The sequence below is a fragment of the Nocardia sp. NPDC058499 genome (assembly GCF_042719915.1).
Taxonomy (GTDB): domain Bacteria; phylum Actinomycetota; class Actinomycetes; order Mycobacteriales; family Mycobacteriaceae; genus Nocardia.
This window is the reverse complement of sequence record NZ_JBHXMZ010000002.1, coordinates 316,519-332,553: the sequence shown is the minus strand read 5'-3', so window position 1 is coordinate 332,553 and position 16,035 is coordinate 316,519. Positions and strand designations below refer to the sequence as shown.

Genomic DNA, 16,035 nt, shown 5'->3' with positions numbered 1-16,035 from the left:
ACGTACAGACTCGCCCTGGTCACGAGTTCATGAGCAGTAAACCGAACAGTGCGCCGAGGGCTATGAGTCCGGAACAGCTGAGCTGCACCGCCATGCGTATCCGGGTGTGACGCACGATATCGACGAAGCTCAGCACTATGCCGATCGCGATGGCACCCCAGGTCGCCGAATAGGCGAACCATACGGGTGGCATATCGCAGGACGGCCATTCCGGGCTGCAACCGGGTACACCCAGCGGAAAGAGCAGCGAAAGGAAAAAGGCGAGCATCGCCACGAGCCAGACCAGGGCGAATGCGAGGGCGGCGCCGAGGCTTGTGCGGCGGTGGGTCCGGGGTGCGGAAGATTCGGGCATGCTTCCAGGCTGGCGGGCGGGCTGCCGGGGCGGATCGGTAGTAATACTCGACCACGTTGAGTAACAGCCGCGGGGTCGGCCGGCGCGACTCCCTCGATTTCAGCGGGCCGGACGGTCCAGCCTGCCGAGAACCTCCACCACGACCGGTGCCGCAAGTTCCACGCCGAGGAGGAGATCGTGGAAGCGGTGTGGCCGGCCCACAGTGGCCCGGGTGACGAGCCGGCTTGCTCCGCCCAGGGCCATCAGGCCGGAAAGCACCCGCAGCCGCTGCAGGTTCGGGGTCGGGGAGGCCGCGGCCTCGACCCAGCCCAGACCGTAGGCAACGAAGGCCGAACCCATGAAACGTACGTGGGAATCGACCGTCGCGTCGGTGTTCATCCCGGGTTCCGCCCGCGTCCCGGCCACCAGCTGAACCGCCCCGATCGCGACACACGACCAGCCGGCAACACGTCCCATAACTCCGAGCTTCGACATGCTGCCATTCTGGCATCAGAAGTCGGGCATTGTTCCACTGTGACAGTCGCCTGGCCCGGAGATGTCACCGGGAACTCGCGGACTCGACAGGGTCATTCCAGCCGATTCTTGCGCCGGAAGTAGAGGTCGTCCTCGTCGGGATCGGGACCGGGGAAGGTTCGGAGCCGTCCCGAATCGGGGACATTCCGACCACTGCCCGGTCCCGGCAGGGCCCCGCGGCAATCACTGAAAAGCGCCCACCCGCAACCAGGGTCGAAGCAGGTTCTCTTCGGTGGACGGACCCGGCTGCCAGTCGGCGATCCATGGGCCGGTGTCTTCGCTCTGATCGAGTACTCCCTCCTCCAGCCACCGGTAGCGCCCGTCGAACACATTGCGCGCCGCGCGGACATCCTCGTCGTCGGTGTTGTCCCAGAGCGCATCGAACAGCTCCCGCACCCGGATTCGCGCCTGTCGGCAGAAGAGATCGGCCAGTTCCCCGGCGGCTTCCCCTTCCGGTGTGCCACGGTCGGCCTGCGCTCGGACGCAGACCGCCGACATGGCGAACAGTTCCGCGCCGATATCGACGAGGCGACCCAGGAACATCTGCCGGTATTCGAGCTTCGCCTGCCAGCGCGCCATGCCATACACCAGGGCGCGGGCCTGTTTGCGGGCCATGCGCTCGACGAAACGCATATGTTGCGCCAGCGGTCCGAAATCGGTGAACGCGCCCGGCGTCGTGCCGCGGCCGACGGCCAGTTGCGGGAACCATTTGGCGTAGAAACCGCCGGCGCCCACCGCGGACTTCGCTTTCTCCTTGAACTCTGCATGCCGGTCGACGAGTGCTCCGGCGGCGGCCATATGCGCGTCGGCCATTTCGCGCGCGATGAGCAACCGCATGATTTCGCTGGATCCTTCGAAGATCCGGTTGATCCGCAGATCGCGCACCAGCTGCTCGGCGCCGACCGCGCGTTCGCCCCGCGCTCGCAGCGATGCCGCTGTCTCGTATCCGCGGCCGCCCCGGATCTGCAGGAGTTCATCGGCGATCCGGCAGCTCATCTCCGAGGACCAGAGCTTGGCGAGCGCTGCCTCGATGCGGATATCGTTGCGGTTCTCGTCGCACATGGTGGCCGAGAGGTCGAGTACGGCTTCCAGGGCGTAGGTAGTGGCGGCGATGTAGGACACTTTGGCCGATACCGCGGCATGCTCGCCGACCGGGCGCCCCCACTGCACCCGGGCGGTACTCCATTCGCGGGCGATCTTCAGTGACCATTTGGCTGCCGCGGTGCACAATGCCGGAATGGCGAGCCGGCCGGCATTGAGTGTGGTCAGGGCGATCTTCAACCCGTCGCCTTCACGGCCGATCAAGTTCTCGCGGGGCACCCGGACGTTGTGCATGCGGGTGACGCCGTTCTCGAGACCTCGCAACCCCATGAACGAATTGCGCCGTTCCACGGTGATTCCCGCGCTGTCGGCTTCGACTACGAAGGCGGAGATTCCGCCGCGGTGTCCGTCGCTTTTCGGTACCCGGGCCATCACCACCAGCAGTTCCGCGACCACACCGTTGGTGGTCCACAGCTTGACGCCGTTCAACTCGTAGGCGGAACCGTCGGCCGTGGGGGCCGCGGTGCTGGCCATCCGGGCTGGATCGGAGCCGACATCGGGTTCGGTGAGTAGGAAAGCGCTGATCGCGCCCTTCGCGCACCTCGGTAGGAAGCGTTGTTTCTGCTCCGGTGTGCCCGCGAGCTTCAGCGGTTCGGGGACGCCGATCGACTGGTGTGCGGACAGTAGCGCGCCCAGGCTGGGGTGAACCGAACCGGCGAGCATCAGGGCCTTGTTGTAGCCGAACTGGGAAAGGCCCTGCCCACCGTATTCGCGCGGGATCTTCAGGCCGAAGCAACCGAGCTCGGCGAGGCCCTGCACGTATTGCTCCGGAATACGGCCCTGTTCCTCGATCACGCTGCCGTCGAGGGTCTCGCAGTAGGCTCGGAGCCGGGCCAGATATGCGTCGCCAGCGGCGGCGTCGTCCGCGCTGGGGCGCGGAAACGGGTGGATCAGGTCCACCCGGTAGCGGCCGAGGAACAGCTCCTTGGCAAAGGATGGTTTGGACCAGGTGGCCTCGCGGGATTCCTCGACCAGCTGCCGGGCCTGTTCTTCGGTGGCGTCGACTTTCGCGGCAGTGCTCATGCTGCCCTCCTCGGAGGTGATGGCGGTCACATCCGAGTGTAAGAGTGTTTGTTACCGGCCGGTAGGTCTGAATCTCGATAACCCGGCGGCGCTCAGGGTCTGTCGGCGGGCCGGGCGGATTCGAGCCGGCCCAGTGGGTGGTTCGGTGCGAGGGATTCGTGGGCCATTTTCCAGCCGGTGCTGTCGATGCCGAATATATGCCGCAGATAAGCCGTGGTGACCGCCTGGACCAGGGCGACGCGCTCCGGATTCTCGTCGGTGGTTTCCGCGACCCGGTAACCGGAGATACCGCCGAGGAAGTGTTCCGCGCCGAACAGTGTGAGCAGGCTTTTGTCACCGGGGCTCAGGGTGTAGGGGTCGGTTGTCCAGTCCGGTCCGCGCACGGTCAGTGGGTAGTCGTCCGCGTCGCCGGCGACCACGAGGGTGGGAGTCGCCATGTGCGAGAAGTCCTGATCCGACAACCACGCCGCGTGCTCGCGAGCGAACGGCGTCAGGCTTTCGCCGCCTTCGCCCGCCGTGGCCAGCAGTATGCCTGCGGTGATGCGGGAATCGGCGCGGTCTTCGACTTGCCCGGTGCTCGGGTCGCGGACGCGCAGGCCCAGCAGCATGCCTGCTGTCTGGCCGCCGAAGGAGTGGCCGGCTACCGCGATACGGGTTCGGTCCGGGCGCCCGCCGAGACCGGGAACGGCCGCTTCCAGTACGTCCAGGTTGTCGAGGATGCGCACCAGATCGTCGACACGGAACCGCCAGTGGTGGGGCCGGCGGGGATCGTCGGCGACGAAGGGGAACGTTCTCGAGTCGAGATGGGTGGGTTGCAGTACGACGAAACCGTGGGCGGCCCAATGGTCGGCGAGGGGGCCGTAGCCGTCCATCGATGAGCTGTAGCCGTGGGAGAGCAGGATGATCGGCAGGTCCTGCCCGGTCACCGGTGCGGACATGCGGACCCGCAGGTCCCCGCCGCGATCCGGTGCGGGCAGCACGATCGGTTTGACCGAGACGATCGGGGTGGCGACGGGGCCGGGGATACCGGAGTTCGAGCTTGTCATGCAGGGCGCGTTCTATAGTCGCCGGGTTACCGGTTCTCGACGGTCCGGGCCAGGATGCCGAGGGTGGCCCGGAGTCCCGATTCGGGAATGATCGGGAAGATTCCCGCCTCCCGATAGGGGGCGGCGATCCGGCTCCAGTCGTAGTAGGACGTAACCAGGGTGCCGGTCTCGCTGGGCGCTAGACGGTAGCCGTAGAGGTGTTCGATCGGCGGCTGAATCGTGCCGGAGATCGTCCATTCGATGTGTGCATCCTGCTCGAATGCCGTGATGATCACCGTGACGTCGTACTTGCCCATCGGAAAATCGTTGAGCGATTCACGGTCCATATGCACCAGGAACTCGTCCCCCACCGCGGTGACGGGTTTGCCTTCGGCGGACTGCAGCATGCCGGAGCTGTCGATCGCCACATGCCCGGCGGGCGAACACAGCAAGGCGAAAATCTCGGCCGGTCGCGCCGCGATCTCGCGTTGGACCTCGAACCGTTCGTCACTCATGAGGTCAACCTTCGCACAACGGCACTGAGTGGGCATCGGCAACGGCAGTCGTCAGCGGCGGCCGGGCCGGTGCGCTACTGGCCGCCGCTACTCGATGTTCGCATCGGTGCGGACGTGCGGCGCGAACATCACCTCATCGTTCGCTCAGCCGACTGTGTCCGCCCCGAGGCGCGGTGGCGCCGTGCGGTAGGCCGCCGGTGTGGCGCTGAGCTCGATCGGGTTCGCGATCTGCTGCACTGTGCCGGAGTCCGGGCTGTCGATACCGATCACCGGGGTCAGGCCGAGATTCTGCGCGTAGGCGATCGCGCCGGCGATATCGTTGAGCGGCCCGCACGGCACCCGCGCCGCGGACAGTGCCGTGTACCAGGCGTCGGCCCCGTCGGCCGCCAGCAGATCTTCCAGCGTGGCGCGGAGTTCGTCGCGATGGGCGACCCGGGCGGTGTTGGTCGCGAAGCGTTCGTCGGCGGCCATTCCGGCGACCCCGAGAACTTTTGCCAGCGCGGCGAACTGGCGGTCGTTGCCGACTGCCAGCACCAGTGGCCGGTCGGCCGTGGCGAACACCTCGTAGGGAGCGATGCTCGGATGCCGGTTGCCCATCGCCTGCGGGACCACCCCGGCTCCGATGTAGCCGGAGGTCTGGTTGGTCAGGGCGGACAGCAGCGACGACAGCAGGTTGACCTCCACCCGCTGGCCCTCGCCGGTCCGGTCCCGGTGCCGCAGTGCGGTGAGGATGCCGAGGGCCGCGTGCAGGCCGGTGATGACATCGACCACGGCGACACCGACTTTGGTGGGGGTGGCGGGGTCGGGGCCGGTGATGCTCATCAAACCGCCGACCGCCTGGATGAGCAGGTCGTAACCCGGCATGGTGTTGTCGCGGCCGAAACCGGTCACCGAGCAGTAGACGATATCCGGATTGATCTCGGTGACCTGGTCGTATCCGAGTCCGAGCCGCTCCATCGTGCCGGGCAGGAAATTCTCGACTACGACATCGGCGCGAGCCACCAGCTCCCGGGCCGCGGCGAGACCTTCGGGATCCGAAAGATCGATCGCGACCGATTTCTTGTTGCGGTTCACGCTCAGGAAATAGGTGGATTGCGTGCCCGACCAGGGCGGACCCCAGCGGCGCGTATCGTCGCCGGTTTCCGGCCGTTCGACCTTGATCACTTCCGCGCCGAAATCCGCGAGCAGCATCGTCGCGTACGGTCCGGCCAGGACCCGCCCGAAGTCGGCAATGACCAGCCCGTCGAGTGCGCCTGTCACCGGAAGGCTGCCGAACCGGTGAGTGCCTTGCCGATGGTCAGCTGGTGGACCTCGGAGGTGCCCTCGTAGGTGAGTACGGATTCGAGGTTGTTGGCGTGCCGGATCACCGGATATTCGAGGGTGATGCCGTTGGCGGCGAGGATGGTCCGGCATTCGCGGGCGATGGCGATGGCCTCACGCACATTGTTGAGTTTCCCGGTGCTGATCTGTTCGGGGGTGATGTCGCCGCGGTCCTTGATCCGGCCCAGGTGGTAGGCGAGCAGATGCCCCTTACCCACTTCCAGTGCCATATCGGCGAGCTTGGCCTGGGTCAGCTGGTAGCCGGCCAGCGGTTTGCCGAAGACCTGTCGGGTCTGCGCGTAGTCGATCGCGGTTTCCAGGCAGTCGCGGGCGGCGCCGATCGCGCCGAAGACGATGCCGAACCGGGCTTCGCCGAGGCTGGTGAGGGGGCCGCGCAGACCCTGCGCGAGCGGCAGCATCGCCGAGGCGGGCAGCCGGACATCTTCCAGGACGAGTTCGGAGGTCACCGAGGCGCGCAGCGACATCTTCGCCCGGATCTCGGGGGCGGAGAAACCCGGGGTGTCGGTCGGAACGACGAAACCTCGGATACCGTCTTCGGTCTGGGCCCAGACCACCGCGACATCGGCGATCGAGCCGTTGGTGATCCACATTTTCGTGCCGTTGAGCACCCAGTCGTCGCCGTCGCGCACCGCGCGGGTGCGCATCCCGGCCGGGTCGGAGCCGTGATCGGGTTCGGTGAGGCCGAAGCAGCCGATCGCCCGGCCGGCGGCCATCGACGGCAGCCACTGCTGTTTCTGTTCCTCGCTGCCCCAGTGGTGGATCGAGAACATCGCCAGCGAACCCTGCACCGACACCAGGCTGCGGATACCGGAGTCGACGGCCTCGAGTTCGAGGCAGGCCAGGCCGTAGGCGGTGGCGCTCGTCCCGGCGCAGTCGTATCCGTCCAGGTGCATGCCCAGCACGCCGAGCGAGCCGAGCTCGACGGCCAGCTCCCGCGCCGGGATACGGCCCTCCTCGAACCATTCGGCGATATGCGGACGGATCCGCTCGGCGGCGAATTTGCGCACGGTGGACCGGATTTCGATCTCCTCCGGCGTGAGGAGTGAGTCGAGATCGAACAGCTGGGTCAGCGACTGGGACATGCGGCCTCCGGCGGGATGTGTGCTCCGGGTAAACGGTGGAAAAACGTTTGCAGGAACGATTGCGAGAACGTTTGCATCCTTACGGTAGGCTTGCCTCGCAAGACAGTCAAACCCCGGAAGGACCCCACGCCGCGATGCACCGACCCACCCGCGCTCCGACCCTCAAGGAGATCGCCGAGCGCGCCGGAGTGCATATCTCCACGGTCTCCCGGGTGCTGCGGCAGGACGAACCCGTGGACGGCTGGACGCCGTCGGCCCGCCGCGTCCGCGAAGTAGCCGCCGAAATCGGTTATCAACCGAACCTGTGGGCGGCCAGCCTGCGGACCCGCAAAACCACCACCCTCGGCGTCGTGATGACGCGTTTGACCGACGGCGTCGTCGCCACGACGTACCAGGGCATCGAGGAAGCCGCCACCCGCGCCGGCTACTCGGTGCTGCTGTCGAGCCCGCCCGACGACCTCGACGCACAACGGCGGGCGGTGGAACTACTGCTCGGCCGGCAGGTCGACGGACTGCTGCTCAGCAGCCTCCACATCCCCGGCGGCCCCTTCCTGGAATCGCTGCCGATCGGTCCGCTGCCGATCCTCACGCTCACCCGGCACGCCGACGCGGGGCTCCCTTTCGTCGTCGGCGACGACCGCCTCGGCGGCTACCTGGCCGCGCGCCACCTCCTCGACCGCGGCTACTCCGACCTCGCCGTCATCAACGGCCCCGAACACGCGACCACGGCACGCGACCGGATGCTCGGATTCTCCGACGCCCTGACCGAAGCCGGGATCACCCTGCCACCGCACCGGATCGCCGAATCGAGCTTCGAAGTCGCCGGCGGCGTCGCCGCGGGCCGGGAACTCCTCGACCGCCCCGACCGCCCACGGGCCGTCTTCGCCGTCACCGACACCATCGCCATCGGCGTGCTCGGGGTGGTTCGAGACCTCGGGCTGACGGTTCCCGACGATCTCGCGCTGGTCGGCTACAACGACATCCCGGTCGCCGCCCAACTGCCCGTTCCGCTGACCACGATTCGCTCACCCGCGCGGGAAATCGGCGCGGCCGCGGTCGGCAAACTACTCGAGCTCGTCGGCGGACACGACGTGGAGTCGGCGCGGTTACCCGTGGAACTCGTGGTGCGCGGGACGAGCTGAGCACGGGCGGATCCGGTTTCCCGCACCGGGCTCGCCGACGCGCGTCGGTGCCGGTCGATTTCGGTCTGTCGCTGTCCCACCAACCGGCAGGGGTTGCGGCTCCTTCGATACAACAGGCCGGGCAAGTTGCCGATGAATGGCATATACGCCGGGGTTCCTGCCCGGCCCGGTTGGCGTTTCCGTTCAACGAGACCACGCATGTTTCGGCGCGGACCGCGTGCATACGATCACCCGGCCCGCACACACATAGTCGTCGAACGTGTCTTCGCGGCATGACCCGAGCACGAAACACCCCACCGCTCTGGGCATCCAGGGCGCCAACCCCAGACACCTACAAACTTAGGGATGAACCCATGACCTACGCAGGAAAATCAGTGCTCATCACCGGTGCTGCGTCCGGAATCGGATACGCTACAGCGGAACTGTTCGCCCGCGAAGGCGCCGATATCGTCGCCGCCGATATCAACGAAGACGCACTACTGACCGCTACGCGCGCATTGGCGGACGAAGGGCAGGGCAGAGTTTTCGGAGTGCCGTGCGATACCGCGGATCCGGATTCCTGCGCGCAGCTGGTCGAACGTGCAGTGGACCACCTCGGCAAACTCGATATCGTCTGCAATATCGCGGGCATCCTCGGCAACGGGCCGACCGAGGACCTACCCGACCAGACGTGGCAGAAAGTGCTGGGAGTCAACCTCAACGGCCCGTTCTACATCAGCAAACACGTGATCCCGCACCTCCTGGACACCCGGGGCAGCATCGTGAACGTCGCCTCCACTGCAGGGCTGGTCGGGGTTCCTTACGGAGCTGCCTACAGTGCGTCCAAAGCAGGTGTTATCGGGTTGACCAAGGCGCTCGCGGCCGAGTACGCGCGCCGCGGTGTTCGGGTGAATGCGGTTTGCCCTGGACATGTATTGACCCCGCTGACAGCCGGCGGGGGCGGGTTCGGCCCCGATGCCGATACCGAACTGCTCGGCCGCCTTTCACCGCTGACGGGAAAGGGTTCCGAGCCCGGCGAGATCGCGGCGGCCATCGCCTTCCTGTCCGCAGATTCAGCGCGCAATACGACGGGTGCGGTACTGACCATCGATGGTGGGCAGACGGTTATCTGAACGACCGCACGGTGGTGCCCAGCCGGTGTCGGTGCCGTCTCGGAATCAGCGGTCCGCCACCGGCTGAGGAGGTCCGGTGAGGAGCTCTGCCATGGGGTCGTAGTGCCGTAGTAACCCCTTCTGCAACAGGTCGTCACGGGTCTCGGTATCGAGTACCCATGATGCGAAGAAATCACGTGCTTTACCCCATTGACTGGTGTTCCTGGCCTCCTGTAGCAAGTCCCGGGATCGCAGCATGAACTTCAGTTCGATCGGAACGTTGGGAAGGTTCCACCAGAAATCGGAGAATATGCTGTAATTGCCGAATTTGGCGACCCAGCTTTCGAATGATGGATTAGGGTAGTGTAAAATACACGGGCTCTTCACGCTTCGGTGCTCGCCCGAATGGTTGCGGAAATTATGTATTCCGGATTTTAGCTCGGGTGTCACTCGTACGGCGCTCTTGCCGTTTCCGTATGCCATGAATTGCGTCCGGCTGTTTATCCGGAAAAGCGTGCATTCTACGAAGCAATTAGCGGGCTCCTGCTTCAACGGGACAGCCTCATGATTCACAAAGGTCACATGCCCGACGTCTTCCCATGACTGCCAACTGCGGTCGCCTTCATCGTAGAATATCTCGTCACTGTCAACGGGGAGGACCCACGATATCCCGTTTTGGAGAGCGTAGGAGATGGCGTCCTGGGTGTTTGCCATTATTCGATTCATAATGCCGGACGGGGTCATATCGGAACGGTCGGTGGGGCCGTCCAACAATAAAACTCGTTCGTTTTCTGTGTAAGGTTCGAAGAAAGGCCTCTGGATGGGATCGTCCATGAATATAAGGATTATATCTGCTCGCCGGAGATGATATTCGATCCAGGAATGTAGCTTCTCGTCGGGGCTGAGCATCGTCGAGCAAATGAGCAGATCGTGTTCGATCGAGGGTGGGTGCTGTGCTTTCACGGCCGAAGCCTATCAACGGGGCTCGGGTCTGCCGCTGGATCTTTCGAAGGCGAGGTTAATGCAGGGTTGGTGTGTGATCAGGCCTGTCGACGCATGACGCCCGCTGAAGCCTGTACCTCTGACGAGCTCCCAGGGGTGGGAATATTGACGTTGTGCTCGGGGTCGCCGAGCCTCTACCCTGCCCCGGCAGGAATGGTGTGGGTTCATCGGAAACATGGTTGGTAGGTCACGAGCTACATGTCGGAAGTGTTCGGAAAGCAAGTTGTGCTCGTTACTTTCGCAGGCCGCCGTGATCGAATGGAGTTGCTTGCCGGTTACGTGGCCGAGGCGATGCGCCGTAATCTTATTGACGAGTGGCATGTTTGGGACTTCTGCCGGAACGATGACGATCGCCAATGGCTGAGTGCTCGGTTCCCGGTCCCCGGGCGCACTCCGGATGATTTGCAGTACTACCCGGCCGGGTATCTCGGTATGGGGCCGGGTGATCGATGGCGCAGCAGGGTCCGCGCGGGTCATGACGTCCACATTGCCATCGAGCCGCGCGAATCATCGGCCGACGCAACAGCTTTCGAGTTAGTTGTGGGAGGCTGGAAGAATGGCCGCACAGTGCTGCGCTGCGTCGACAATGCCGACCTACTCGTCCGAGACAATGTCGACCGTGGGACTGTGCGTCCTCCTGCCGTTTCCGTCAGCACGCCGGGGATCCTTTCGAACACCACATTTCGCGACATGGAAATCTCTATGGACGGGTCCGGGCTCAGGTTGTCGATCGATGGAGCGGAGGTGATCGAACACGACACGCATATCCCTGCTGGCATCGGGAATGTCTATGTGAAGACCGGTTACGGTAGTGACGGTGAGTGGCGGTTTCCGAATTCTGACGCCCAGCATGGGTATCTCTACCATTGTAGTGAACAGCCGGGTGACGGCTGGAACAGTGTCTACCATTTCTACGCCGCCGATGCGGTCCGGTATACGGACGCGGTGTTCTTGAAAATGGATGACGATATCGTCTATGTTCAGCTCGACAGCCTAGAGGATTTTATTCGGTTCCGAATCCGTGAGCAGCAGTATTTCCTGGTCAGTGCGAATATTGTCAACAACAACGTATGTGCGTTTTTTCAGCAGGAACACGGCGCTATTCCGCGCAACTTGATGGAATTGGAACTTCCGCCCGGTGGCTTCGGGGGTAGGCTCTGGCAGAGTGGCCAACTGGCCGAGATGCTGCATTATCATTTCCTCGAAAACCCGGAATTATACGAGCGTCTACCTGCCGAGCCGATAGAGTGGGTCCGGCGTCTGAGTATCAACTGTATCGCCTGGTTGGGTAAGGACCTGTCGTATATGTCCAGGATGCGGGACGACGAGAACATGATGTCTGTCGAAATACCGAACTACTTGAAGCGATCCAATTGCATTTTCCCTCGATTCTTGGTCAGTCACCTCTCCTACTACACCCAAGAGCCGACCTTGGATACTTCCGCAGTTGTATCGAGATATCGCAAGCTTGCGGAGGAGCGGGGACTGCTGAACCACCCCGTATGATGATGCGCGGTCCCGCCACTGTTCCAAGAATCTTCTCCTTCATCGGCTTCCGGCCACGGGTGAGTTCGGGAGGCTCCTGTTGTTCCCTGTGTTGGTGAGTCCATCTTCGAGGGCGAGTGCTACTGGAAGCCTCTGCTATGTCTTCGGGGCTCGGGGGCTGTCACAGGGAAACGGAAACGCTGGGATGCTTACACAGTTCCGCGTCGGCATGCCTGCACTGGCGGATCCGCTCGCGGCCGATATGAACAACCCGGCCGACCTGCGAAATTATGTTTCCGGCCCGAGCCCGGCCGGCTCGGCTCGGGCGGACGGGGCTGTTCGTGCACATGGCTACGTTGTAGCGCTTCAACTTTCGACGACGAACTCCAGACGTATCCATAGTGGGGCGTCGCTTGCGCGCCGGCAGCCAATTCCGCCGGTTCGGCAGCAATCGAAGATCTCGTCGCCGGTTCGGTGTTAGGTAGTCTGTCCCGGCGTCGGTGGGTTGTGCGAGTCGGCGCACCGGCGATACGGAACGCGTGTGAAGCGAGGTGCGTGAGAGCTGATGTCAGTGCAGCTCTGGTCGAGCCTGAGGCGCATGGAGTGTTGCGCCGACGGTGATGCCTCGATGCCGCTAACACTCGAGGCGTTCCGCCTCACCGTGCGTTGCGCGGAACCGGGCAGAGCCACGCGAAGGGTTCAGGAGTCAGCCCACGCTGCTGTGATATGCGCAGTGAGAAGGTGTGAGAATTGAGTATCCACATTCCCAGCGAAGTCGTGTTTTTTCTCAACCTTCTGGGCATTCCGTATCCGGATGTGGACGTGGACCAGGTCCGGGAGCTGAGCCAAGACATCCGTGACTTCGCCGCCGATATTCGAGACTCCTTCGACGCATCGACGAACACCCTCGAAGACATGGGATCGTCCCTGTCCGGCAACTCCTACCAGACGATTCTCGTGGTGTGGTCGTTCCGCCAAGAGAAGATGGCGGAACTGGATACCGCATTCGATGTGGCCGCAACAGCGATCGATATTTCGGCGGATGTCATCGAAGCGATACAGATCGCTGTACTGATCGAGCTGGCCGCCCTCGCTGCCAGTTTCGTGGCAGGTATGTTCACACCAGCCGGCGCGGTTACCAGTCCGGTGATCGCGGCCGCGGCGCGCTGGCTGCTCAAGGAAATGGCCAAGGCGGTGATGTGGTATGTAGCCGCCGAGGTGACGATGAAAGCACTCCAGCCACTCGTGGAGAAGTTCGACCAGCTGATTCGCGATTCCCTGCTCCCTCCCGATTTCACGCTGCCGTCGAATGGCCCCGATAAGACGTTCTATATCGATCCGCCAGCGGTAAGCAGCCACATCAGGGATCTGGAGAAGCAGGCCGACGAAATGATCTCCCATGGCGAGAAATTCGGCAACAGACTCGCCGACCTCGACTTCTCGACTCCTGGACTGGAGGTGCCCAGAGCCGACTGGCCTTACCCGGGCGCCGACGAGCCGTTGAACATCCCCACTCAGCCAGGCACCCTGCCGAGTGTTTTTCCCAGCTGGGTTCCGGAAATGATGCGCACGCTTCCCGATTGGCTGCCGGAGATGCAGAAACCGGGAATCGATATACCTTTCGAGAAGACTTCGGACACCGGTTCCACCATCCCTGGCCCTCCCAACACGGGCAGCGGCACCACCCCGGCCACGCAAGCTCCGCCCACTGCCGAGCCACACCAACCGAACACCGCCTCGCCGAATATGCCTTCGAATGTGCCTCCGACCGACGCATCGGTCGCTACGCCGACCTCGATGGGAGCTTCGTCGCCGACGGGGGCTGACATCTACGAGCCGGCTCGCAGTACGGAGGAAGGCGGATCGGCCAGTGACAGCGGCGCCGGATACGGCGCGGATCGTAATGAAACCGGGCCTATGACCGACAGCGGGAACACTGCCGGAGTTGTTCCGCCGGGAACTGCGCCAACGACCGGGTCGACACCCGGGCAGTCACAGGCGGCGGCCGCCCAGAACAACAGTCAGCGCGCCGCCGACACCGCGGCGAACAAGGCGCAGGGAAGCGGTGGTCGCGCGCCGGCTGGTTCGGGGCCGAGTGCTCAGCAGCCTGCCGGTACCAGAATCCGGTCGACGCCATGGTCCCGTGCCGGTAAGAAGCCGGCGCCTGTCTTGCCCGCCACAGAACGCCCCGACGAGAAGGTGCCGGCGATCTCGATCGGCGAAACCGGCGACCGCGGCGAGGCGGTTCCAAAAGCCCAGTCGGCTTCCGACGGCCCTGGGAGCACTGCCCCACAGGTCTTCGCACCGAACACCCCCGAGCCCCCCGCTCGATCGTCGACGGAAGAGGAAACCGGGCGCGAGGCAGCCCGAGACATCCCGGCCGAATCTGCGGCGAAGTCGGCCGATACCTTCCCGGTCGGCAGCCGTCGGCCGAGTGCGGAGTGATGTGAGAGGAGCAGTTCAGCGGTTGTAGGTGCTGAGACATCGTGGCGGACCCAGTGGTTGAGAGGTTTCGTGACGAACGATTCCAACACACAACATTCCCCGACACTGGGGATGATCGAAAATGGTGCGATGTGCTGAGCGCCTCCACAGGCAGACGGGTATGCGTTGGTATAAGAACGGTGCTCGGGTGGCGCCGATGGGAATCGACACCACCCGGCTCGAGACGTGGTGGCAGTGTTACTGCTTCGGGAATCCGGCGGTGACTATGTCTCAGGCGTGGAACGGGCACCAGCAGGGCCTCATTCGGGGCTGGAGGATATAGAGGCGGGGTTTCGACATGTTCGGCAAGAGATTCAATCCGTTCGAAACTGGAATGGATCTACTCAGATCGCTCGTCGAGGGGATGCGCGATCTGGCAGCGGCTCAGCGCCGAGAAAATGCCGAACCCGCCACCGATATCCAAAGCCGAGCCACCGATGCCGACGCGCTAGGGGACCACGAGGTTCGACTGTCCGAAACGCCTCAGCCGCCGGAACAGTTGCAGCCAGAGAATACTGCCCCGGGAGTGGGCCGCCGACCGGAGGATGCTCCGTCGCTGTTCGGGTCGCCTGCCCCGGCGGGGGTAGGGAGGAACCCGGACGAAGCTCCGCCGCTGGAACTACCCAACCGCGACAGCAGTACTGGTGCCGACGGTCCGCGCGACCCGTCGTCCGATACTCCGGCTTCGGCCGGCGTCGATGGCAACGGCCAGACGAGCTCGAGGGATTCCGATGAGTATCCCTATCAGGCTTCCGAGGCAGGTTACCCCGCCAGATCCGTTGATTCCCCGGCGGTCACGGTCGGCCCGGGGAATCCGTTCGTGCGAGTAGACGGAGGCGGCTCGCCAGGTGTGGGCAGGAATGCTGAGCCCGATCGCACCGGGAGCTCAACCGGACGGCCGGGTGAAGGTTCCCGTACCGAAGGCCAGGAGGGTGGTTACTACAACGCTGCAGGGCAGAGCCCATCCACTACGGGGCTCGAGAGTGGTCCACCTCGTCGGACCGATACGAGTACCGGAGACACTGCTGCCGCCGAGAGGTCGGCGGCCGGGCCGGAAAGGCAGTCCGGAGAGAACGGCGAAGCTGCCGAACCTGCGGGCGGAGGCCGGGACGCGGGCGGAGACGGTGCGGGTTCGGCTACCGAGGATCCGAATACCGGCGCGAATGGAAGCCCCGGCACAGGAGTTGGCGCCGACGGTCAGCAGAGCCCCGGGTTCTACAACGCTGCAAGTACGGATCCGGCCGGTGTCGGCCCCGTCGGTGGGCCCGCTGGACCGGAGAACGCTGGTGGCCCGGGGGTCACTGGAGGCCCTGACACCGCTGTGGGTCCGCAGAGCGCCGACGGCCCGGCGACGGGATCGGATGGGAGTTCCGTTCGAGATAGCGGAGCCGCGCCGGGGCCAGTTGGAGCTGCAGCGTCGCCTGCTGCTCAAGCTCCCGGTGCGGCTACGCCACCGGCCGGCGGCCGGAACTCCGAGGTGAGTGGTAGAGATTCGGCTGCCGCTCGGGGGGAGGGCGGTAGGTCGCCTGAGAGCTCCGGCGCCGAAGGTGGTACCGGCGGTCAGGACCGCGGGAACGACAGCGCCGAGCGGGATCAGGTCACAGGGCCCGAGGAAGAGTCGGGTCGTCCGGAGGCGCCTGCTGAGCCGTCGGGGAATGCGCCTGCTGATCCGTCGGCGGAGGCGCCTGCTGAGCCGTCGGGGAATGCGCCTGCTGATCCGTCGGCGGAGGCGCCTGCTGAGCCGTCGGGGAATGCGCCCGCTGATCCCTCGGCTGATCCGTCCGCTGATCCCTCGGCTGATCCGTCCGCTGATCCGTCCGCTGATCCGTCCGCTGATCCGTCCGCTGATCCGTCCGCTGATCCCTCGGCTGATCCGTCC

At 64.5% G+C, this 16,035-nt stretch carries 13 protein-coding genes; 5 read left to right on the top strand and 8 right to left on the bottom strand.

Going from position 1 to position 16,035, the window contains the following annotated elements; genetic code table 11:
- Window positions 1–19: 19 nt before the first annotated feature.
- The 7 genes from ACFWPH_RS06650 to ACFWPH_RS06620 form a co-directional block, all read right to left on the bottom strand.
- On the bottom strand, window positions 20–352 hold the full coding sequence (locus tag ACFWPH_RS06650) for a hypothetical protein (RefSeq protein WP_378748577.1): 333 nt from the start codon (window positions 350–352) through the stop codon (window positions 20–22).
- A gap of 99 nt (window positions 353–451) precedes the next feature.
- Entirely contained in the window at window positions 452–826 is a 375-nt protein-coding gene (locus ACFWPH_RS06645) for a DUF4345 domain-containing protein (protein ID WP_378748576.1), read from the bottom strand.
- Window positions 827–1,048: 222 nt separating this feature from the next.
- Window positions 1,049–2,989 carry an acyl-CoA dehydrogenase family protein gene (locus ACFWPH_RS06640; protein ID WP_378748575.1) on the bottom strand — a complete coding sequence of 647 codons (1,941 nt, stop codon included), beginning with the start codon at window positions 2,987–2,989 and terminating at the stop codon, window positions 1,049–1,051.
- Between the two features lie 92 nt (window positions 2,990–3,081).
- Entirely contained in the window at window positions 3,082–4,035 is a 954-nt protein-coding gene (locus ACFWPH_RS06635; RefSeq protein ID WP_378748574.1) for an alpha/beta hydrolase family protein, read from the bottom strand.
- 26 nt (window positions 4,036–4,061) lie between these two features.
- The gene (locus tag ACFWPH_RS06630) at window positions 4,062–4,529 is read right to left on the bottom strand and encodes a polyketide cyclase (protein ID WP_378748573.1); all 468 of its coding nucleotides are present in this window, start codon (window positions 4,527–4,529) and stop codon (window positions 4,062–4,064) included.
- 144 nt (window positions 4,530–4,673) lie between these two features.
- Window positions 4,674–5,789 (bottom strand): CaiB/BaiF CoA transferase family protein, encoded by a 1,116-nt coding sequence (locus ACFWPH_RS06625; protein WP_378748572.1) that lies wholly within the window; start codon window positions 5,787–5,789, stop codon window positions 4,674–4,676.
- On the bottom strand, window positions 5,786–6,952 hold the full coding sequence (locus ACFWPH_RS06620; RefSeq protein WP_378748571.1) for an acyl-CoA dehydrogenase family protein: 1,167 nt from the start codon (window positions 6,950–6,952) through the stop codon (window positions 5,786–5,788). The genes ACFWPH_RS06625 and ACFWPH_RS06620 overlap by 4 nt, the downstream gene beginning before the upstream one ends.
- Before the next feature lie 134 nt (window positions 6,953–7,086).
- Between ACFWPH_RS06620 and ACFWPH_RS06615 the strand changes: the two genes are divergently transcribed.
- On the top strand, window positions 7,087–8,094 hold the full coding sequence (locus ACFWPH_RS06615; protein WP_378748570.1) for a LacI family DNA-binding transcriptional regulator: 1,008 nt from the start codon (window positions 7,087–7,089) through the stop codon (window positions 8,092–8,094).
- A gap of 353 nt (window positions 8,095–8,447) precedes the next feature.
- The gene (locus ACFWPH_RS06610) at window positions 8,448–9,206 is read left to right on the top strand and encodes an SDR family NAD(P)-dependent oxidoreductase (RefSeq protein WP_378748569.1); all 759 of its coding nucleotides are present in this window, start codon (window positions 8,448–8,450) and stop codon (window positions 9,204–9,206) included.
- A gap of 45 nt (window positions 9,207–9,251) precedes the next feature.
- On the opposite strand, the gene ACFWPH_RS06605 is transcribed toward ACFWPH_RS06610, so the two are convergent.
- The gene (locus ACFWPH_RS06605) at window positions 9,252–10,148 is read right to left on the bottom strand and encodes a hypothetical protein (protein WP_378748568.1); all 897 of its coding nucleotides are present in this window, start codon (window positions 10,146–10,148) and stop codon (window positions 9,252–9,254) included.
- 237 nt (window positions 10,149–10,385) lie between these two features.
- Between ACFWPH_RS06605 and ACFWPH_RS06600 the strand changes: the two genes are divergently transcribed.
- The 3 genes from ACFWPH_RS06600 to ACFWPH_RS06590 form a co-directional block, all read left to right on the top strand.
- Entirely contained in the window at window positions 10,386–11,693 is a 1,308-nt protein-coding gene (locus tag ACFWPH_RS06600; protein ID WP_378748567.1) for a hypothetical protein, read from the top strand.
- Window positions 11,694–12,422: 729 nt separating this feature from the next.
- Complete coding sequence (locus ACFWPH_RS06595) at window positions 12,423–14,117, top strand: hypothetical protein (protein ID WP_378748566.1); 1,695 nt, start codon at window positions 12,423–12,425, stop codon at window positions 14,115–14,117.
- Window positions 14,118–15,811: 1,694 nt separating this feature from the next.
- The coding region (locus tag ACFWPH_RS06590; RefSeq protein ID WP_378748565.1) for a hypothetical protein at window positions 15,812–16,035 on the top strand (224 nt) is incomplete at its 3' end.